Source organism: Lederbergia citrisecunda (assembly GCF_018343695.1).
In the GTDB taxonomy this organism is placed as follows: domain Bacteria; phylum Bacillota; class Bacilli; order Bacillales; family Bacillaceae_C; genus Lederbergia; species Lederbergia citrisecunda.
Genome location: NZ_JAGYPJ010000001.1, coordinates 129,685 through 151,064 on the forward strand (window position 1 = coordinate 129,685; position 21,380 = coordinate 151,064).

A 21,380-nucleotide genomic window follows, 5' to 3' on the forward strand; every position below is an offset into this window, starting at 1 on the left:
GAAAAGTTATGTTTGATGTCACCGCGGTTAAGCTTGGGATTGCACCTATCGGTTGGACGAACGATGATCTGCCCGAACTAGGTGGGGAAAATACATTTGAACAATGCATCAGTGAAATGTCTCTCGCTGGGTTTTCTGGTACCGAAGTCGGCAACAAATATCCTCGAGATATTCCAACACTAAAAAAGGCATTACATTTAAGAAATTTAGAAATTGCGAGCGCATGGTTTAGTGCATTTTTAACGACAAAGCCTTTTGAGGAAACAGAAAAAGCGTATATTGCCCATCGTGATTTTTTATATAAGATGGGTGCAAAAGTAATCGTTGTTTCGGAACAAGGGCGAAGTATTCAAGGAAACATAAGCACTCCTTTATTTGCGGAAAAACCTATTTTTACAGATGGGGAATGGGCGAAGCTTGCGGACGGATTAAACCGATTAGGTGAACTCGCAAAAGAGAAAGATATGAAACTCGTTTACCATCATCATATGGGGACTGGCGTGCAAACAACGGAAGAAATTGATTGCCTAATGGAGATGACAGATCCGAATCTCGTTTATCTATTATATGATACTGGCCATCTTTATTTTTCCGGAGAGGATCCACTCGAGGTTTTAGAAAAACATTTCCCAAGAATTAAACATGTTCATTTAAAAGATGTTCGTTCTGAGATTGCTAGAGAAGTCATACAAGATCGTCTTAGCTTTTTAACAGGGGTGAAAAAAGGAGTATTCACCGTACCTGGTGATGGAGCAATCAACTTTGAACCAGTCTTTCAAGTACTGGAAAAGTCAGGATATAAAGGCTGGATGATCGTCGAAGCTGAGCAAGACCCAGCGCAAGCAAATCCTTTCGAATATGCTTTAAAGGCACGCAATTTTATAAAAGAAGCAGCTGGGGTGTGATTGCGGATGAAAAAAGTGAAAGTCGGAATCGTTGGCCTTGGACGGCTTGGACGGAAGCATGCTGAAAATCTAGCATTTAGAATCCCTCATTGTGAATTAACTGCAGTGTGCAGTGTTGTAGAAGAGGAAGTTCAGGAAGTGATGGATGAGTGGAATATTCCTTATGGTTATACAAAATATGAGGATATGCTTGCGAATCAAGATTTGGATGCCATCTTCATTGCTTCTCCTTCCAATTTTCATTGTGAACAAATTAAGCAAGCTCTTAGTCTAGGATTCCATGTTTTTAGTGAAAAACCGTTAGGATTATATGTGGAAGAAGCACTTGATGTAGAGCGAGCGGTAAAAGCACATCCAAATCAAGTCTTTATGCTAGGGTTTATGCGGAGATACGACCGTTCATATATGGCTGCAAAGGAAAAAATTGAAGCGGGAGTGATCGGAGAACCATTCTTAATTCGTTGCTATGGTTTGGACCCGGCAAGTAAAATGGACAGCTTTTTAAAATTTGCGCGTGCGAATTATAGTGGAGGACTGTTCTTAGATATGTCCATCCATGATTTTGACTTAGCTCGTTGGTATCTTGGAGCAGAAGCAAAAGAAGTTTGGGCAATCGGAGGGAGTTATGCTCGTCCAGAATTCGATGAGATAGAGGATGCTGAAACTGGAGCAGCCATGGTTCGTTTCGAAAAAAACGCCATTGGGATTTTTGTTGCCGGTCGCAATTGTGCCCACGGATACCATATCGAAACAGAGATTATCGGAACAAAAGGGACGCTTCGAATCGGGACTGTACCTGAACGGAATCAAGTTGTCATTATGAAAGATGAGGGTGTTATCCAAGAATGTGTGGATGGATTTTTGGAACGCTTCGAACAGGCTTATTTAAGCGAAGCGGAGGAATTTATCAATTGTATATTGGAGAACCGCAAGCCTGCAATTACAGTTGAAGATGGAGTACAGTCAACCATTCTAGGATATTCATGTAAAAAATCATATGAAACTGGTCAATTAATCAAAGTGAATGCAGAAAATCTTGTTACATGAATAATGCCAATTCTTTTGACCTATTCATTTTGGTAATATGAAATAGGATGAATGAAGAAATGAGGCATTTAAGAAATGAAACCAACTATATATGACGTGGCGAAAGCAGCTGGCGTATCTATTGCCACAGTGTCGAAAGTGATTAATAATACTGGAAAAATGCGTGATACAACGAGGGAAAAAGTAAAAGACACAATGAAAAAGCTTAATTATCAACCGAGTTTGATGGCTTCGGCATTGACTGGAAAGGGGACAGAAACACTAGGTCTTTTAGTCCCCGATATTTCCAATCCTTTTTTCTCGCAAATAGCGAAGACGATTGAGGATCGTGCGCATGAAAATGGAATGAGTGTCATCATTTGCAGCACAGACGAAAACACAGATAAAGAAAAGAAATACGTTGAGTTACTGCAAAGAAAACATGTAGATGGAATGATTGTCGCTTCAAGCTACCATAATATAGAGATTTTAAAAGAGGTAGTAAACAGAAATACACCACTTGTCATGCTAACCCAAGATGATGCGGGTCTTGGAGTAACATCTATTTCTGTTGACGATTTTAAGGGAGGATATGAAGCGACATCGCATCTAATTTCCGAGGGACATCGAGATATTGCAATTATTGCTGAGTACGCTAAAAGCAGTAAGCAGAGAATCTACGGATATTTAGAAGCTCACGAGGAGCAAGGTTTAGAAACCAGCGAAGATCATATTTTTAGGACAATAGCTTCAATCGAAAATGGGAGAGAAAGCTTAAGGAAAATCGTTCAAAAAGGAAAAGTTCCGACAGGTATTTTTGCATGTAATGATCTTATTGCAGTAGGAGTCATTCAAGAAGCAAAAGAAATGGGATTAAAAATTCCAGAGGATTTGTCTATAGTAGGTTTCGACAATACCATTTTAGCTACCACAACTGTCCCAGGTTTAACGACAATCGCGCAGCCCATAACAGAAATGGGAAATAGGGTTGTAGATGTTATCATTAGCGAGATCAAAAATAAGAATCAAACGAAGGAACGAATATTATTTAAACCGCAACTCATTATTCGAGGAACAACAGCAGTGGTAAAAATATGAGGTGAGAATGATGCGCATAGCATTACTAGGGGATTTGCATTATCCTGATGTTGGCTCAAACAATGAAGAATTATCAGTTGCTGTTGACCATTTTTTTGGACAATATTTACGTGAATTTTTTAGTGTTGAAGCTGATTTTCACGTTTCAATTGGGGATTTGACACATCTTGGTTTAGAAAGTGAATTCGTAAACGTCTATAACTATATTAAACAATACAACATCAATTTTCGTGCTGTGCTTGGGAATCATGATGTACTATCACTACCTAAAGAAAAAATCAGCTCACTCATCCAACAATCTACATATGATTTGATTGAAACTCAAGGATCCTTATTATTATTTTTAGATACGACGAAAGAATTTGAACTTCATGGCTGGGGATTAGATCAAAAGCAATGGCAGTGGCTTGAGAAGCAAATTGATCGTTCGAAGGAGAAGCCATTATTCATATGCCCATCATCCTGTTCCAGAAACAACCGCTTTTTCTATAGCTGGTGCAGATTTAGTATCGTTCCAAGACATTCGCCCATTGTTGAAAAAAAGAAATGGACTAGTATTATATTTCAATGGACATACCCATGTGCCATCTTACATTCATAGGAAAAATCACCATTTTATCCAAGCAGGAGCCCCGATTTGCGATCCTGAAGTTCTATTAATCGAATTGAACGGAAATGAAGTGCAAATTAGAAAAATAGGTGTAGGAAATAAAGAACTTGAGAATAGTAGAAAAATACTTTACGAGACATTGCCAGACTTTCATCGTCCGTAGTTAGGATACATTAGGCAGTCTCCCATATAATAATCTTACAATGAAAAATTACCGAGCCACTCGAAGGATGGAGTGGCTTTTAAATATTAAAAGGTAAAGTTAATATACTTTTTTGGAATTTAAAGGTAATTCTCTTATGGAATTCGTATTAATATATAGGAAACGAAAAGTAAATGGGGGGTGCTTTGTATGATAAGAAGTAAAACAATGCTTTTATTAGCTCTCGTTCTATTCATTGCATCGATTGTATTAAATTTCCCTTTTCCACACAGCGATCCTTATGGTGAGACTATTGCTTCGGAGTTGAACATACCTACTAAATCAGCAAATGGATGGTATTATGTAGGATTTGCTTCTCTATTGTTATTTATTTCCAGTTTGTTTTTCCTTTCTAATTCGTTAAATAAATATCATGGGCGTATTATCTTACTAGCAATCGTTGTCGTTATGTTTGCTCCACCAATGATTGCTAGTACATTTCAAAAAGCATTTGCTACAGGCATTTATGCAGTTTCCTATGAAAGTAATTTGAGTAATTGTCATTTTGAAATGCTTGATGAAACAACATTGCGCGGTGAATGTGTACTTCCTTTTGAAAATTATAGTAAAAATGAAGTCCAGTTCTCTGTTGAATTTTATGAAAAATATTTTATTGAAGATGATGTATTAATGGTAACTCTCTTAAACAATCATGCTCCTTATGAGGTAATGTTAAAAGGGTACGAGCGGAGGAATGTGAAAATCGAGTCTAATATAGATGTTTCTAATTTAGAAAACTACGTTGAAAACGGTGATACTAGTGGTATGAATATTATTATTAAGTCTGGAGAAAAAATGAGGAAATTGTAGGATTTATGAAATTTTGCACATGAGTAGCACTGTAAGCCTCTCAACCCAGAGTTTAGTGTCTTAATAGATAAAAATCCTGCTAAAATGATAAGGTGATGATACTATGAAACAAAATCAAGATTCCTTTAGAGGTTGTCTTATAGGTAGAGCAGTTGAGCTTTACAAGGTTAGATCAGGGAAGAAGCGTTAGCCATTTCAGTTTATCATGCATTGAAGTATACAGTAGATTTTAAAATAGCATTGATTGTTGAGGTAAATCATGATGGCGATAGTGATAAAACCGTAACATTTTCTGGAGATATTCATGGAGCTTATTCAGGAATAGGAAATATTCCGGAAGATAGTAGTATAAATGATGAATTAATGATGTTCTTATCCAAGTTGCTGATGATTTAATCATTGAATATAAAGAGGAAAAGTAAACTGAGATCATTATCCAAGTTATTAGAAATAATATGGTTTACCAGGATGGAGTGAAAAAACGTGGAAAATTATAAATCGCTCGTTGACAAACAAAATATGTTTTTTCATTCAGGGGCCACAAAATCAATTTCTTATAGATTGAGTGCACTGCAAAAGCTAAGTGATGCAATTAAGTTATACGAAAAGCGGTTGATGGATGCGTTAAAAGCAGATTTGCATAAATCTGAATTTGAATCGTATACAACCGAAATCGGAATTGTACTAGAAGAAATTCGCTTCATCCAAAAACATTTGCGTTCGTGGAGCAAACCTAAAAGGGTAAAAACCCCTATTACACATGTGGGCTCTAAAAGTTATATATATGCTGAGCCCTATGGGGTCGTACTCATTATCGCCCCCTGGAATTATCCTTTTCAATTGGCAGTCGCACCCCTAATTGGAGCGATTGCCGCGGGAAATTGCGCAATCATTAAACCTTCTGAATTAACCCCAAATACATCTGCTGTTTTTGGAAAACTGATAAATGAAATTTTTCCGGAAGAATTTGTAGCAGTTGTCCAAGGAGGCGTCGAAACGAGTAAAGCATTGCTTTTAGAAAGATTTGATTATATTTTTTTTACTGGCAGTGTTTCAGTCGGAAAAATAATCATGGAGGCAGCAGCTAGATATGTCACACCGGTCACTTTGGAGCTTGGTGGCAAGAGTCCGTGTATTGTTCACGAAGACGCCAGTATCAAGTTAGCTGCAAAACGAATTGCATGGGGAAAATTCATGAATGCAGGACAAACTTGTGTTGCCCCTGACTATTTGTACGTTCATGAAAACGTTCGTGATGAATTTCTTCACCAACTTGCTTTAGCAATCAAAGAGCTTTATGGGAATGAACCATTAAAGAACCCGAATTATACACATATCGTAAGTAAGAGGCACTTCCAACGATTAGAATCCTTTCTTAAAGAGGGAGAAATCATAATTGGAGGAGAAAAGGACGAGGAACGCTTAGCGATTGAACCAACGGTCGTTACCAATGTTACTTGGACGGATTTAATTATGGAGGATGAGATATTCGGACCCATTCTTCCTATCCTTGAATACAGACAGCTCCCCGATGTGATAGAAGGGATTCAGCAACATCCAAATCCGCTCGCACTCTATCTTTTTTCTGAAAATGAACAGGTCCAAGATAAAGTGATTACGAGCATACCTTTCGGAGGTGGTTGTATCAACGATACTGTCTACCATCTAGCTACTCCATATTTACCCTTCGGAGGAGTAGGAAGAAGTGGAGTGGGGGCATATCATGGAAAAGGGAGCTTCGATACATTTTCTCATCATAAAAGCATTCTAAAACAAACGACCCGATTCGATCTGCCTTTTCGATACCCAAATTTGAAAAATGGACTCAAAATGATTAAGTACATCCTAAAATAAGAAATAGGGTATTTGGGATTGATGCAAAAATATTATTGTTGAGAAAAAATAAATGATTCTTTACAATTTATTAAAAGTAATTTAGAATTTCTATATACCTAAAAAATCTAGGTAGGTGAGAATATGTTTAATCGAGAATTGGTGAAAGGTAGTACCTCCCTTTTGCTGCTTCAACTATTGGATGAGCGGGACATGTATGGATATGAGCTTGTAAAAGAGTTGGAAAAGCGCAGCAGTAATGGGATTTCCTTTAAGGAAGGTACGCTATATCCAGCACTGCATAAGCTTGAAAAGCAAGGGTACATCGAATGCTATTGGCAGGAGCAAGAGAAGGGGCCGGCAAGGAAGTATTACCATATTACGAACGAAGGAAAAGAAATGCTTCTTGAAAAAACCGATGAATGGCACGACTTTGTTTCAGTCATGAACAAGGTAGTAGGGAGAAAAAATCATGGAACGGCTGAAGAATGAGTTTTTAGCAGAACTTGAGGAAAATCTTGCAGAGCATCAAGAAAAAGAGTCTATCTTAGAGGAATATGCAGCCCATCTTGATGAATTCCTTGGTTGTCTCCCTAATCTGGTTGATGAAAATGAAATACGGGATCAAATCTATTCAAAATTAGGGTCACCTAAAGAAATTTCGGCCATGTGGAAAGAAGAGCTTTCCGTTACACCTAGTAATATGAAATGGCTGTTTGTTGCTGTAAATATTTTGTTTTTTGGTGGAGGGGCAGCTCTCACCTTGGCGCATAATTTGTTCGACTGGAACTGGTTAACTTATTTTTGGGATCGGTTGACAAGCTTTCCTATCATTATTGCGTTTATATACATGTTTTTTTGGGCACTTTTAGGTTACGAAATTGGAAGAGGATTTGGACATAATGGTAGAAAATTGTTAAAAAGGACATTCATTTTGGCGTTAGTTCCTAATATTGTTCTTATGGTTTTGACCGTCTTTCAAATTATTCCTCATAAATGGTTTTATCCATTATTGACGGAAACATTTATTGGACTTTGCATTTTCTTCACGCTTCTTTTATATCCGGTTTGCTTAATCAGTTATAAATGGGGCAAAAAAGCTTCAGTATGAGCTTTTTTTAACTATGTACATAGAATATCTATATATAAAGAATAAGGAGGTAGTGTAATGGAGTTAAAAATAGAAAAGATAGACTGGTTGTTTTTCATAATGTGTTTTTTAGTCGGAATTGTAGCGGAAGAAGCGTTTTTTAGAGGGCAGATTGGTATTTCATATATCGTTTTTATCGTATTGTTTTACACAATATTTTTCTATCGCTTTCGATCATATTCTTTCTCACATCAACGATTTGGATATTTAGTTCTTATTTCAATCTGGTTGTTGGCCATCAGTTATTATTTGTATGATACAACACTTTTTTATACACTGAACATCCTCATCATCCCAGCACTTGTCATTTTTCATTTAGTATTAATTACTTCACGAGAAAAAACAGAGTGGAGTAACATACGATTTATTTTCTATATGTTACGTCGCTTTTTTGAAGGGATAAGATATAGCGCTATTTTTACAAAATATTTTTCTGGGTTGTTTAGGAAAAGTGTCAACAAAAAGCATTATGATGTCTGGGTTAAGATTTTAATAGGACTGATAATATCTGTACCGTTACTATTTATCATACTTAACCTATTAATTTCAGCAGATACTCAGTTTGAAAAACTTATGACTAGCATTCCGAGTTTATTTAGTTTTCGGGCAGAGTATGCTTTTCGCTTTATCATTATTTTAGTCTACACATTCACGTTCTTTGGCTTTATGCAAGTTCTTTTACAAAAGAATACCATTACGGAGCAAAAGGAAATAAAGCCGATTTCTATGGATGGAATTATTACTATAACGATTTTAAGCCTTCTTGATTTAGTTTATATACTATTCGTAGCTATTCAATTTAAATATTTCTTCAGTGGCACACTTGGTGAAGGGTACACATACGCGGAATATGCACGACGTGGATTTTTTGAATTGCTATTTGTTACTCTCATAAACCTAAGCGTAACTACAGGTGTTATAAGTTTAACGAAAAATGTTCAAGGGTTTTTGAAAAATGCGATTCGGGGTGCTCTAACCTTACTAGTTTTATCCAGCGGTGTCCTTCTAATATCTGCCTTTATGCGCTTAACGATGTATGAGGAAGCGTATGGTTTTACATTTACACGCGTGCTTGCACACTCGTTCATGATTTTTCTTATGGTGATTTTAGCCTACACGTTAATAAAAATCTGGCTCGAAAAGCTTTCTTTGTTCCACTTCTATTTCATCGCAACACTTATTTATTATGTTGGCATCAATATCGTTAACATCGACAGATTTGTTGTCGAACGAAATATTGAACGCTTCGAGCAAACAGGAAAAATTGACACATTATATATGAGTAGTTTTTCATCAGCTGGACGCTTGGGATTAATCGAACTATATGAAAAAGACCCTAATGATCAAGAGTTGAATGATTTATTAAAACAGCTAAAAGCAGAATTAAGACCAACTAATATGTGGCAGTCCAATAATTATACTCGAAACAAAATGTATGAAAAGTTAGAGGAATTGGATATTAATTCAAACTAAAAGGGAGGAAGGAACGTGTCTAAACTAGGATCGAATGCAAGACCAGCAGTTTTACGTGTCCATTCAGAGGAGAAGGCAACAGATCTTTATCAAGTGTGTGAAGAAATGGGATGGAAAGTGATTATTAACATTGATTCCGATAAACCCGAAGATCTTTCAGATTATCATAGATTGATAGGTAAAAGTCGAAGTTTGTTTTCGTAAAGTTTGTTGTTTATGTAAAAGCCCAAAATCCGGCTTTTATACCTAATCAATGAAGTTTAGATGTTCTAATCAAGTTGGCAGCTCTTTTCTCAGCAGTATGATTCATTTTTGAGGTTCAAATCCATTTCTTATTTTAAGAATTTTATATGAATAACAACATTGTTTGAGAAAAGAGCCAAGTCGAAAATAATTAATGAAAATAAATGAATGGTATCCAAAAGGAATAAGGGATAGGCTAGAACGAGAAAAAGAAGAAGTCCTAAATCTAGAATTCTAGGACTTCTTCTTTTTCATATAATATTACATTAAGTCAATTGCTGTTCTGCAAACTCCCGATACAACGTATGAGTTTCAATCAATTCTTTATGCGTTCCACTTCCAGTTACTTGCCCTTTTTCAATAAAAATAATTTTATCTGCATCAACGATTGTAGATAGCCGGTGAGCAATGACAAATGTGGTTCGACCTTCCATTAAGCGGCTCAATGCTTGCTGAACGATACCTTCTGATTGGCTATCTAAGCTTGCAGTTGCTTCATCCATCATTAATATTTTAGGATCTCGCAAGAATGCTCGTGCAATCGCAATCCGCTGTCTTTGACCGCCAGATAATTTCACTCCTCGTTCTCCAACTTCTGTATCCAATCCGTGGGAGAAGGATTGAATAAACTCATCTGCATAAGCCATCTTAGCTACTTCCCATAGACGTTCATCAGATATTTCCTTCCAGTTTTCTAAACCATAACATAGGTTTTCACGGATTGTCCCGGCCATCATGGCACTTTCTTGTGATACATACCCTATTTGACTTCGCCAAGATTCAATAGACAAATCTTTAATAGAAATATCACCTATCCGAATATCTCCTGAAGAAGGCTCGTAAAACCGTTCCAACAAGCCGAACATCGTTGTCTTACCACCTCCGCTTGGTCCTGCAAATGCGATCATTTGACCAGATTTTGCTTCGAATGAAACATTTTCTAAGACTTGCTCATCTTCACTATAAGCGAATGAAACGTTATCTACATGGACGGATTTATTTGTTATATCAACGTCTAAACCGTCCTGACCATCTTCCAATGGCATTTCCAAAATGTTAATAATACGTTCAGTTGCACCTTTTGCTTTTTGTAATTGGGTAAAAAACATTGCGAAAGTCGTAACAGGCATTATGATTTGGAAAAGGTAGAGCAGAAAAGCAACAAGTGAACCAGTTGACATCGATCCACTTGCAACGCGCATCCCACCATACCCAATGATCATCACAATAACGAGCATAATAACAAACTGCATGATGGGTGCGATTAAAGCAAAGACTCTTGCCTCTTTTAAGCCAAAACTTAATAATTTTTGAATACCAGAAAGTCCTTTTTTCTCTTCATAATTTTCAGCAGTCGATGCCTTCATCAACCGGATTTCACCAAGAGTTTGTTGAATATGCCCTGTAAACACTGCAGTTTCGTCTTGTAATCCACGTGATATCTTTGCCATTTGTTTACCGAGTGGGAACATAATGATGAGTGTAACTGGAACTGCAATCAACATCATAAGTGTCATTTTCCAATCCATAATCAATAAGATGATAACTGCACCAATGATCGATATAATACCTGAAATGAATTGCGGAAAGTGTTGAGAGATTAATTCTCTGACAATACTTGTATCATTTACCACTCGACTGACTGTTTCACCACTTGATGTTTTATCAAAATAGCTGACAGGTAAACGTACGAGCTTTAGCCACATGCGATCACGTAGTCTGGCGACTATTTTTTGACCGACAGAGGTTAATAAGTAAAGAGCTAACCCACTAATGATTGCCTGAGCAATGAATGCTATGCCGATAGCAATGATAAGTGGAACACTAAGCATGGAGACTGAAAATCCATCGACTAAATTTTTGGTAAGTAATGGAACGACTAGTCCCGCTATTGTCGTAATCAGACTTGCGATCAATCCAAACGTTAATGCTAGCTTTGGAATGTTCGTTGATAAAATTAGTGAGATAAAAGGCTTAAGGCTATTTTGTTTATTTTTCATATATGTTAACTCCTATTCTAATTCGTGACGAGTGGGGAAAGTAACGATGAAAGTTGTTCCTTCGTTCGGTCTACTTGTCACATTTACAGTCCCACCATGCATATCTATAATTTTTTTCACAATGGAGAGGCCAAGTCCGCTTCCACTTGTATTTCGATTTCTTGATTTATCGGCTTTATAAAAACGTTCGAACAGATGGAGCTGATCCTTTTCAGAAATACCTGTTCCTGTATCAGTAATAATAACGGAAATCTTTCCATCTAGGTGAGAGATTTTTATGCTAATGTTTCCCCCATCTGGTGTAAATTTAATAGCATTATTAAGCAAGTTCATCCAAACCTGATCTAGTAAATCTTTGTCGGCAATAATATTCGTTTTATCAAAGGAAAGATCCATTTCAATTTGCTTTGCTGACCATTGTGGTTCACATGATAGGACAATATGCTGCAGCTGTTTGTCTAAACGATATTCCCTTAATTCGAAAGGATGGTGGGATGTTTCTAAAGATGTCAGTTTAAGCAAATTATCGCTTAGTTTGGATAACCGCTGACTTTCAGTTTCTATAATAGAGAGATAGTGTAATCTTTCACTATGTGTAAGTTGTTCATTTTGTAATGCTCGTGCAAAACCGCTAATAGAGGTGAGCGGGGACTGAATTTCATGTGAAACGTTCGATACAAACTCTTGGCGCATTTGTTCCAATTGCCCTAATTCTCGGGACATATAATTAATATTGTCAACGATTTGAGAAAATGGATCATCCCGAAATTCATGTCCTGAAATTTTGCTTAATCTTACATTATAATCCCCTCTAGCAATCTGCCTCATCGCATTAATAATGGACTGAATAAATTCCATATGTCTTTCCCTTTGGCGAGAAAAAATATGAGAGAGAAGATACATGCAACAGCCGAAAATAAAAAAGCCTAATAATGAATTAATGAGTTGAATGAGAAAATTGCTTAAGGCTATATTAAAATATTGATAAAGATAATCGGACAAAAAATAGGCGGCAGACCAGCAGAGTGACAACAAAAGGATGATGGATAAAAAACCGAGAACCATTTTGATGCGAAATTTCATGATTTTATCTCCAATCGATAGCCTAATCCGCGAATCGTCTTAATTTGAAAATCAAATTGGCCGTCTGGAAATCGTCCACGAATTCGTTTTATATGAACGTCTACCGTACGGTCATCCCCTTCATAATCATAGCCCCATATTTTTTCGATTAATTGTTCGCGTGTAAAAGTTTTTCCAGGATAACTCGCTAATAAAAAGAGCAGTTCAAACTCTTTTCGAGGCAAATCATATAGGTTGCCATCGTATATCACTTCATATGTTTTTTGATTTAAATGCAGATTACCAATTTGCACACTTTGAGAAATCGAAATTTGATAACGTTTCAAGAGTGCTTTTACACGAGCTACAAGTTCAAGAGGTTCAAAAGGTTTTACTAAATAATCATCTGTCCCCATTTCGAACCCCTTTAACTTCTGTGAGGTTTCTCTTTTTGCGGTGAGCATAAGCAGAGGGAAATCATAAAATGTTCTAAGCTCACGACATAGCTCCCAACCATCCATGTTCGGCATCATAATATCTAAAATCACCATATCTACCTGTTCTGAATCAATAATTGACATGGCCTCTACGCCATCGGAGGCTTCAAAGATTATAAATCCCTCATTGCGCAAGAGAAGACTTACTAATTCACGAATATATGAATCATCATCAACAACTAAGATTTTCGGCATCGTCTCTTCAATCCTTTTCGTAAACGTGATAAGCAGCTTACATAAAGGAGAATAATCTCCCTTCTAACATAAATAATCCTACATTAAATTTATGAACTCAATATGAACTTTTCAGTTACTTGCTAACATCAGGCCTTTTCATGAATAACTCCTTTGAACGGACGGTAAAATAAAATGATTCTTACCGTAGTTTGAAGGAGGATTTTTTATGTTATTCATTAGGAAAGTTACATTAATAGTACTAATACTGACGTTGATTTCAAATGTACCTATTCATGCTGCAGAAAATGAATATGATGTGCCGATCTTAATGTATCATTCCATAGATGAATATAAAGGATATGGATATAAGGAACATTTCGTGCATCCGAAAAATTTCAAAGCGCAAATGGAATACTTAAAATCTGAAAGATTTACTCCAATTACGTTTGATGATATTCCTAATCTCGAAAATATAAAGAAACCAATAATAATTACACTAGATGATGGATATAAAAATAGTCTGAATGCCTACAACATTTTAAAGGCGTTAAACGATTCTTCTTTTCAAGCGAAGGCGACGATCTTTATGTTAGGAAGGAAGATCGATACGAAAGGCGGACTTTCAAGAGGTCAATTAAAGGAAATGAGTGATTCGGGAATAATTTCTGTACAATCTCACACGGAAACACATCCTGATCTAACAGAAACTCCATATTACATAACTGAATTGAGTGATATAAAAACAAAGCTTGAAGAGATTACGGGGAAAAATATCACAGCACTCGCTTATCCTTCTGGTATATATAACGACAAAGTAATTGAAGAAGCAAGAAAATATTATCAATATGCCGTCACAACTAAACCAGGAATCGCAAATACCTCGGATTCCTTATATGAAATGAAAAGAGTGCGAATCAATAATAGTACGACGTTGTCTGCCTTCATAAAGTTAGTTAATCCATAAGATAACTTTTGTGGTAAACTTTTACATAGAACAGAGGGAAGGGGTGAATTTTGAAAATGACGTGTTTGCAAATTTTCAAAATGATGAGAGGGTTGGCAAAGTAGCTCTGTTGATCCTCACAGGAGAGAGTGGGAGATCTTATTTAATGTTAAACTTAAGAACGATGCTTAAAGGTTTATCCGATGATGTTATTGCCAAAAATCTTATTCAAAACTGGGATCATGATAAAGGGTCTTTACAGTTTTGGCGCGCGAGTTCAAATTTCGTATATGCCTTTACGCAAAAACAAGAGAGATTTTTTTTACGATTTACTTTAGAAAAGGAAAAACCATTTGATGAAATAATGGCAGAGCTTGATTTTATTCAATATCTGAAATCACATGATTTTCCTTCTGTCCATCCGATTCCTTCTTTAAATGGCAGACTGATTGAAACAAAAGAGTACCCAGAAGGTAGATATTTTGCTGTTGTATTTAGTTCAGCTAGTGGGATTTTATTAGATGATGATATTAACGAGGAACAATGCGAAGAATGGGGAAGGTCACTCGCTAAGTTGCATTCACTATCAAGATTATATAATCCTATTGGAGTGAAAAGAAAAAGTTGGCGTGATATGCTTAACATGATAGAGGATGTAATCCAAACATATCCTGATGAGCATGAGGCTAAGGTAGAGTTGGAAAATTTGACTCTTTGGCTAGAAAATCTGCCTACTTCACCTGAAACGTTTGGATTGATCCATTATGATTTTCAATTAGATAATATTTTTTACAAGAAGAGCCGTCATTCATTTGAAGTAATAGACTTTGATGATTCGATGTATCATTGGTTCGCGATGGATATCGTGATGGCGCTGGCTGATTTATATGAAAACGATAATTTTCCTCTAATAAACTCCTTTATAAAGGGATACACTTCGGTTATCCATTTGGAAGATGAAGTTTTTAGTCACTTTTTGAACTTCCAAAGACTTGGAAAATTGTATCGTTTTGCACGAATAAAAAGATCATTGAAAAATAGTGAAATGGCTGATGCACCTTCTTGGTATGAACCTCTCAGAGCCAAACTTATTAGCATACTAGATAACGCGAGATCGGAATTTCATAAGGAAGGCTAATAGAATAGTCTTCTAGTAATTAGCTCAGACGGCTGACAAACAATTGCTTTCTTCGTTGATCATTGTCGCGTAAGGCAACTCCACTTTACAGAAGGTTTTGCCCCCCGAAAGAAAAGGTTGTCAATAAGTCTAAATCTACTTGAAAATTAATATGTAACACTCTGAGCTGATTGTCTTCTGGCAATCAGCTTTTTTCAAAAAGTGAATATTAGTCTAGCTAATGGAGCCAGCACTTCCTTAATAATGCACAGTTTACAACCATTACTCTTTCTGTTTATTATGAATAATAAAGAAAGAATGTATTTCTTATAGATAGGATTGTTTATATGTTTATACATAAATTATGGAATAGTGAAGTTTTGCTATTTATTCTTTTATTAGGACTTATTCTTTTATCGTCGAGCTTGAACTTAACATTTATTTACGGAATTTCCTTTGCTTTTACGAGTATTTTTTTATTTTTAATGCTTCGTCTCTTTGGTATGCGACATGCAATAATTACAGGCTTGCTCGCTTTTCTTTTTATCCCACATCACTATTCATATGTAGCATTGCATGCTTTGTTAGTAGTGGAAATCATTTTTGTAGGTGCTTTTTTTCATAATGGTAGAAGAGCAAAAATGTTTTTTGTTGATACTTTATTTTGGCTGACTATTGGTTTGATAGGTCTTTTGTTAATCAACCTTTCCTATTTGACAGGAAGTGCTCTTTATTTTCAAATATGTAAAACGGTTGTTAATGGATTATTTAATGTTTTAATAGCGGATATGCTATTAGCTTATGTTCCTTTTTATAAGTTTTTTAAAAATAATAAAGTGAATCGTAACAATGTTTCAATTCATCAATTTATAACGCATATTACGTTCATTTCCATCATTATTCCTTTCTTTTTTAGTGTTATGACGAATGTGTGGAATACAAAGGATTCCTTAGATCAAGATAATATTTTTGCTGTGAAAAACAACGTGACACTATTAAAAAGGGATATGTCTAATTGGAAAAAGGACGATTTGCAGACTAGTAAGTTAGCTGATATGATTTCACATTATCAATCCCATGATTTCGACATCATCATCAGTGATTCAAATAATCTTGTGTATGCTTCAACTTCAACAAATGTTCCTTCTCAAACTGTATTTGAACTGAAAAATAACGATATTATCCCTAGCAATGATAAGGATTTTATGGTCATTTTACCAAAGGGGGATAATAGCTACCCTATTCACAAATGGAGTAAGGGATATTATTTATACATAGAAGAATTTGAACCGCTATCATTAAAAATTATTGTTCAGCTTCCTATCTCTCAATATCAAAATAAGATATATAGTATCTTTTTAGAGCAACTCGGATATTCATTTATTTTTGCGATTTTTATTATAATCTTTGTTCAGACGGTTAGTCGCATTTTTATGAATAACATTAGACAACTGACTATGGCAACGACACATTTACCGCAAAAGCTTGTACAAAATGAAATAATTGAATGGCCCCAAGGTCATGTTTCTGAACTTCGTTTGCTCTCAAAAAATTTAAAGGAAATGGCAGAAAAACTTAAACAGTCTTTTCGAGAAAGTAACGAAATAAATAGTAAATTGAAGGAGCAGACAGAACAGTTAATCGAATCGGAGTTTAGATTAAATCATTTAGCTTTTTATGATGTATTGACGGGGCTACCGAATCGTCGACATTTTCAAGATTATGTAAAAAGCTTAATTTACACTCATCCTTCCTCTACTATTGCTGTTATTTTTATTGATATTAATCAATTTAAACAAGTTAATGATACTCTAGGACATGTGACAGGAGATCTTTTACTTCAATTAGTTGCAGAAAAACTTCGCACATTAAATGAAGAAAATCGTAAAATTTTTAGATTAGGCGGAGATGAATTTGTTATCGTTCTAAGGATGAAAGATAGAGAAGAAGTACAGGGAACTTTAGAGCAGATGGATCAAGCGTTTTCGTCTCCTTTTACAATTCAAGGTCACTTGCTTTATGTGACAGCAAGCGTTGGTATTAGTATGTATCCTGAAGACGGGGAAGATGTTGATAGTCTTGTTAAATGTGCGGATATTGCCATGTACCATTCCAAAGAAAAGGGAGGAACCGTTGCTCACTTTTTCAATGAATCGATGCGAAATAAATACGATGATCGACTCCTTATTGAAAATTCATTGAGACTAGTTGTCGATAAAGGTGATTTTGAACTTTACTATCAACCAAAATATCGATTCGACAAAATCACAAGTATGGAAGCGTTGATTCGCTGGATTGATCCAGAACTCGGCTTTGTTTCACCGGCTTCATTCATTCCTATTGCTGAGGAAATTGGGTTAATATTACAAATTGATCGCTGGTCCTTAATCCAAGCATGCAAACAAAATAAAGAGTGGCAGGATCGGGGGTATCCAAAAATTCCTGTTTCTGTAAACATTTCAGCAAAACAATTTCAACAAGATTCTTTGGTTTCCATGGTGAAGGAAGCATTGACAGTATCCGGATTAGCCCCTGAATATATTAAACTAGAAATAACGGAAAGTGTTTTTATCAAAAATTTAGACTATGTAGCAAGTATTATTAAACAATTAAAAGATATTGGTGTCTTAATATCAATCGATGACTTCGGAAAGGGATATTCCTCTTTATATCCATTATTACAGTTACCAATCGATGAAATAAAAATTGATAGGCAATTTATATCGGATATCCATCAAAATATGAAAAAGTCCCGATTAGTTCAGTCCATTCTAAGTATGGCAAAAGGACTTCAACTAAATGTTGTGGCAGAAGGAATTGAAACAAAAGATGAAAGAAATACATTAATGTCAATGGGGTGTGACGAGCTTCAAGGTTATTTATTTAGCCGACCAATCACCGCTGAAGAGATAGAATCCTTGCTTTTAAACGATCATGCGAAAATGAAATAGGAATAAGTTCAATTTTTCAATAAAAGGCTGTCTTATTTTAGGCAGCTTTTGCTATTTATAATGGGAGGATTTGGCTGAGTGTATATAGGAAATTAATTTGCTATACTTTATAAAGCTGAATCATTGAGAATGTTTGTTGTTAGTGTATAGTGCAATGCCATCGAAACAAACTTATGGTCGTTTTCCCTACGATATGTCAAAGGCCCTGAAGTTTGTAAGTCGATGAGCAAAGCGCTTATGCTTTTTTAATAAAGGAGAGAGAAAAATTGAATAGAGAGACAAAACAAAAATCCGTTGTCATCGCGTTATTAATATCAACATTTCTTACAGCCATTGAAGGAACAATCGTAAGTACTGCGATGCCAAAGATTGTAGAAGATCTTGGTGGGAGCCATTTATATACATGGGTGATTTCGATCTATTTATTAGCGATAGTTATCAGCACACCGATTTTTGGGAAAATGGCTGACTTATATGGTCGAAAGTTAATGTTTACAATCGGGACGCTCATATTTTTAGTCGGTTCTATGCTTTCGGGTCTTTCACAAAATATGGAGCAGCTCGTTATTTTCCGCCTTATTCAGGGAATCGGGGCTGGGGCATTGTCGACGATTCCTTTTACCATCATTGGTGATGTGTTTGAATTTAACATGAGAGCAAAAATGCAAGGATGGATGAGTAGTGTATGGGGGATTGCCGGTATTTTTGGTCCTCTTGCGGGCGGTTTTATCGTCGATACGATTTCGTGGCACTGGATTTTCTTTATGAACCTTCCTTTTGGAATCATATCCTTGATTCTTTTATGGGTGGCCTTGCATGAGCATATTGAAAAGAAAAAACAAGTCATTGATTATGCTGGCATTTTAACATTTACTATTTGTATGAGCGCTTTTTTATATGCTTTAACGTTAGTGAAAGAATATAAACAAGTGACAAGCAATATATCGATTTTATTTATTGTGGCTTTCGTAGGACTTTGCGCATTTCTTTGGATTCAGGCAAAGGGAAGAGAGCCAATGCTGCCGCTTTCCTTATTCAAAAATAAATTTATTACGATTTCTAATGCGGTAGGTTTTTTATTAGGTTTTATTCTTGTGACCATTACGTTTTATATTCCTTTGTGGGTACAAGGTGTTACAAATTTAAATGCCACATTTTCCGGAATTGCCATGCTACCAATGTCCGTAACATGGCCGTTTGGTGCTCTCTTGGCGGGTAAGTGGATGAGTAGAAAGCCGCTTGCCCATATTACTTTAGGTGGAATTGCGATTATTATCATCGGATGTATTGGGTTAGTATTTTTCCGAACAGAAACAACCGTGACATGGATGATGGTTGTAACAGGAGTTTTAGGCGTAGGATTTGGATTGGCTTATACGGCCTTTACCGTAGCCGTTCAATCTTCGGTGGAATGGGAGATTCGCGGAGTGGCAATGGGCTCCCATAATTTATTAAAAAATCTTGGCCAAGCAATCGGGATTGCCGTTTCGGGATTATGGTTAAGCGATGAATTAAAAGGATTTGCTCTAGAATCAAGCTTGCACAATGTATTTATTTTGCTGCTCATACTCGGAATATGCTCTATGGTAGTGACAGGGGTACTTTTGAGTAAAAAAGGCAGGGAGCTTGCCTTACATTAAGTACAATTTTCTGATTTATAATAGGCTGATCTGAGATTCCATAGTATTGGATTTCAGACAGCCTATTTTTCATGGGACAGGTGGCTTAAAAATTGTGAGAAATGACCCCAAAGGAATTGAAAAAGTTGAGTGATATTCCAAACATTGGTTCATACTATGTTTGGGTGATAAAAATGCCATGTCAATCGGATGATGAATTAAATGTTCTAGTAAAAGAGGCAAAGAAATATACAAAAGACGGAAAAGTGGCAGATTACATCCCTGCGCTAGGAAGAGCTAATCCGCATGATTTATCCATTGCCATACAGTTCCCTAATGGGCAATGTATATCAGCTGGTGATATCGATAGGAAATTTACTCTTCAAAGTATATCAAAAGTAATTAGCCTGGCATTTGTATTAATGGATAGGGGGCAAAGCTACGTATTTGAACGCGTGGGCATGGAACCAACAGGGGATCCTTTTAATTCAATTGCTAAATTAGAAACATTGTCACCAGCCAAACCACTGAATCCAATGATTAATGCAGGAGCCCTTGTTGTAACCCATATGATAAAAGGAAATGGCATTAATGAAAGATTTCAACGCCTTCTATCTTTTATAAGAGAAATGGCGAGTGATTCATCGATTCAATATTGTGAAGAAGTAGCGCAGTCAGAATATAATACAGCATATTTAAACAGGGCTCTATGCTATTTTTTAAAACACCATCACATCATTGAAGAAGATGTTGAAGAGTTAATTGATTTATACACTAAACAATGCTCTATTGAAATGAATTGCTTGGAATTAGCAAGAATCGGGATGATTTTTGCGATGGATGGGATGGATCCAGAAAGTGGTAAGCAAATTATTCCTGTTCATATCGCTCGTATATGTAAAACATTCATGGTTACGTGTGGTATGTATAATGCTTCTGGTGAATTTGCGATAAAAATTGGTATCCCAGCAAAAAGTGGTGTTTCCGGCGGAATCATGGGTGCAGTTCCCGGAAAATTTGGTATTGGAATATTTGGTCCAGCTTTAGATGAAAAAGGAAATAGCATTGCTGGCATCAAACTATTGGAGCTACTCTCTAAAAATTATCAATTAAGTATGTTTTAAGATGGCAGAAAGGAAAAGTTTCAACAATGATAAAAGAAAATCTGTATCCATAGATAAAAAATACCATACTTACGATAATGAACGGTTTTCAGGCAATGTAAGAGCTAGAAGGATATAAATAAGAAGGGATCCTGGTGTAAAGATAAATATGAGTCTGACAATCAAAGGCGAAATCCCAAAAAACTCTGCGATTCCTGCACATACTCCTTGCAATACTATGTCTTTTGAAGATTTAGTTAATTTATTCAATATAATCACTTCCTTTTCAAAAATATGTTTTACTAACAGTGAGTAACTTTTCCTTCCAAAGGACTTTTACCATAGATTTTAACCCTAGTTTAATACATAGCGTTTAGCCAGTTTATTTTAAGGAATGATATCAATCCAAGCTAAGTTCTAGCACATCTTCTAAAATCATGCTCTTAATCAATATTGTAGCATATCCTGGTGTAGTCTCTCTAAGAGAAAATTTCGACAATAGATTAGATAAAATAGATATGTATTGAAAAGCAATACGATGGTAGAGATCAATTTTTTAGC

Annotated in this window: 21 protein-coding genes; 17 read left to right on the forward strand and 4 right to left on the reverse strand. The window is 35.9% G+C overall.

Annotation, left to right across the window (positions count from 1 at the left end):
- Nucleotides 1-8: 8 nt before the first annotated feature.
- The 12 genes from iolE to KHA93_RS00655 all read left to right on the forward strand — a co-directional run bounded on the left by iolE (nt 9) and on the right by KHA93_RS00655 (nt 9,311).
- Nucleotides 9-905 carry a myo-inosose-2 dehydratase gene (iolE, locus tag KHA93_RS00600; RefSeq protein ID WP_213108943.1) on the forward strand — a complete coding sequence of 299 codons (897 nt, stop codon included), beginning with the start codon at nt 9-11 and terminating at the stop codon, nt 903-905.
- Between the two features lie 6 nt (nt 906-911).
- Nucleotides 912-1,952 (forward strand): Gfo/Idh/MocA family protein, encoded by a 1,041-nt coding sequence (locus KHA93_RS00605; RefSeq protein ID WP_213108944.1) that lies wholly within the window; start codon nt 912-914, stop codon nt 1,950-1,952.
- Nucleotides 1,953-2,027: 75 nt separating this feature from the next.
- Nucleotides 2,028-3,029, forward strand: a complete 1,002-nt coding sequence (locus tag KHA93_RS00610; RefSeq protein ID WP_213108945.1) for a LacI family DNA-binding transcriptional regulator — start codon at nt 2,028-2,030, stop codon at nt 3,027-3,029.
- A 7-nt stretch (nt 3,030-3,036) separates the two neighbouring features.
- Nucleotides 3,037-3,630 carry a metallophosphoesterase family protein gene (locus KHA93_RS00615; protein WP_213108946.1) on the forward strand — a complete coding sequence of 198 codons (594 nt, stop codon included), beginning with the start codon at nt 3,037-3,039 and terminating at the stop codon, nt 3,628-3,630.
- Nucleotides 3,611-3,802: a hypothetical protein gene (locus KHA93_RS00620; RefSeq protein ID WP_213108947.1), complete on the forward strand. Its 192-nt coding sequence runs from the start codon at nt 3,611-3,613 to the stop codon at nt 3,800-3,802. Before KHA93_RS00615 ends, KHA93_RS00620 begins: the two co-directional genes overlap by 20 nt.
- 189 nt (nt 3,803-3,991) lie before the next feature.
- On the forward strand, nt 3,992-4,651 hold the full coding sequence (locus tag KHA93_RS00625; RefSeq protein WP_213108948.1) for a hypothetical protein: 660 nt from the start codon (nt 3,992-3,994) through the stop codon (nt 4,649-4,651).
- A 192-nt stretch (nt 4,652-4,843) separates the two neighbouring features.
- Nucleotides 4,844-5,047: an ADP-ribosylglycohydrolase family protein gene (locus tag KHA93_RS00630; RefSeq protein WP_490710550.1), complete on the forward strand. Its 204-nt coding sequence runs from the start codon at nt 4,844-4,846 to the stop codon at nt 5,045-5,047.
- A gap of 87 nt (nt 5,048-5,134) precedes the next feature.
- Nucleotides 5,135-6,505: an aldehyde dehydrogenase gene (locus KHA93_RS00635; RefSeq protein ID WP_213108950.1), complete on the forward strand. Its 1,371-nt coding sequence runs from the start codon at nt 5,135-5,137 to the stop codon at nt 6,503-6,505.
- Between the two features lie 123 nt (nt 6,506-6,628).
- Entirely contained in the window at nt 6,629-6,976 is a 348-nt protein-coding gene (locus KHA93_RS00640; RefSeq protein WP_213108951.1) for a PadR family transcriptional regulator, read from the forward strand.
- The gene (locus tag KHA93_RS00645; protein WP_213108952.1) at nt 6,957-7,595 is read left to right on the forward strand and encodes a DUF1700 domain-containing protein; all 639 of its coding nucleotides are present in this window, start codon (nt 6,957-6,959) and stop codon (nt 7,593-7,595) included. The genes KHA93_RS00640 and KHA93_RS00645 overlap by 20 nt, the downstream gene beginning before the upstream one ends.
- A gap of 57 nt (nt 7,596-7,652) precedes the next feature.
- Nucleotides 7,653-9,107: a DUF4153 domain-containing protein gene (locus KHA93_RS00650; RefSeq protein ID WP_213108953.1), complete on the forward strand. Its 1,455-nt coding sequence runs from the start codon at nt 7,653-7,655 to the stop codon at nt 9,105-9,107.
- Nucleotides 9,108-9,122: 15 nt separating this feature from the next.
- Complete coding sequence (locus tag KHA93_RS00655; protein ID WP_213108954.1) at nt 9,123-9,311, forward strand: hypothetical protein; 189 nt, start codon at nt 9,123-9,125, stop codon at nt 9,309-9,311.
- Nucleotides 9,312-9,616: 305 nt separating this feature from the next.
- Here the strand turns inward: KHA93_RS00655 and KHA93_RS00660 are convergent, their stop codons facing one another.
- From KHA93_RS00660 to KHA93_RS00670, 3 genes are read right to left on the reverse strand one after another with little or no spacing between them, the layout of a single operon-like run.
- Nucleotides 9,617-11,350: an ABC transporter ATP-binding protein gene (locus KHA93_RS00660; RefSeq protein ID WP_213108955.1), complete on the reverse strand. Its 1,734-nt coding sequence runs from the start codon at nt 11,348-11,350 to the stop codon at nt 9,617-9,619.
- Between the two features lie 12 nt (nt 11,351-11,362).
- Complete coding sequence (locus KHA93_RS00665; protein WP_213108956.1) at nt 11,363-12,433, reverse strand: sensor histidine kinase; 1,071 nt, start codon at nt 12,431-12,433, stop codon at nt 11,363-11,365.
- The gene (locus tag KHA93_RS00670) at nt 12,430-13,104 is read right to left on the reverse strand and encodes a response regulator transcription factor (RefSeq protein WP_213108957.1); all 675 of its coding nucleotides are present in this window, start codon (nt 13,102-13,104) and stop codon (nt 12,430-12,432) included. The genes KHA93_RS00665 and KHA93_RS00670 overlap by 4 nt, the downstream gene beginning before the upstream one ends.
- Before the next feature lie 208 nt (nt 13,105-13,312).
- Between KHA93_RS00670 and KHA93_RS00675 the strand changes: the two genes are divergently transcribed.
- The 5 genes from KHA93_RS00675 (at nt 13,313) to glsA (ending at nt 20,840) form a co-directional block, all read left to right on the forward strand.
- The gene (locus KHA93_RS00675; protein WP_213108958.1) at nt 13,313-14,050 is read left to right on the forward strand and encodes a polysaccharide deacetylase family protein; all 738 of its coding nucleotides are present in this window, start codon (nt 13,313-13,315) and stop codon (nt 14,048-14,050) included.
- Between the two features lie 145 nt (nt 14,051-14,195).
- The gene (locus tag KHA93_RS00680) at nt 14,196-15,167 is read left to right on the forward strand and encodes a phosphotransferase enzyme family protein (RefSeq protein WP_213108959.1); all 972 of its coding nucleotides are present in this window, start codon (nt 14,196-14,198) and stop codon (nt 15,165-15,167) included.
- Nucleotides 15,168-15,493: 326 nt separating this feature from the next.
- Nucleotides 15,494-18,097, forward strand: a complete 2,604-nt coding sequence (locus KHA93_RS00685; RefSeq protein ID WP_213108960.1) for a putative bifunctional diguanylate cyclase/phosphodiesterase — start codon at nt 15,494-15,496, stop codon at nt 18,095-18,097.
- 266 nt (nt 18,098-18,363) lie between these two features.
- Nucleotides 18,364-19,737 (forward strand): MDR family MFS transporter, encoded by a 1,374-nt coding sequence (locus tag KHA93_RS00690; RefSeq protein ID WP_213108961.1) that lies wholly within the window; start codon nt 18,364-18,366, stop codon nt 19,735-19,737.
- A gap of 173 nt (nt 19,738-19,910) precedes the next feature.
- Nucleotides 19,911-20,840: a glutaminase A gene (gene glsA / locus KHA93_RS00695; RefSeq protein ID WP_213112709.1), complete on the forward strand. Its 930-nt coding sequence runs from the start codon at nt 19,911-19,913 to the stop codon at nt 20,838-20,840.
- 69 nt (nt 20,841-20,909) lie between these two features.
- On the opposite strand, the gene KHA93_RS00700 is transcribed toward glsA, so the two are convergent.
- Nucleotides 20,910-21,089 carry a PspC domain-containing protein gene (locus KHA93_RS00700; protein ID WP_213108962.1) on the reverse strand — a complete coding sequence of 60 codons (180 nt, stop codon included), beginning with the start codon at nt 21,087-21,089 and terminating at the stop codon, nt 20,910-20,912.
- Between the last annotated feature and the right edge of the window lie 291 nt (nt 21,090-21,380).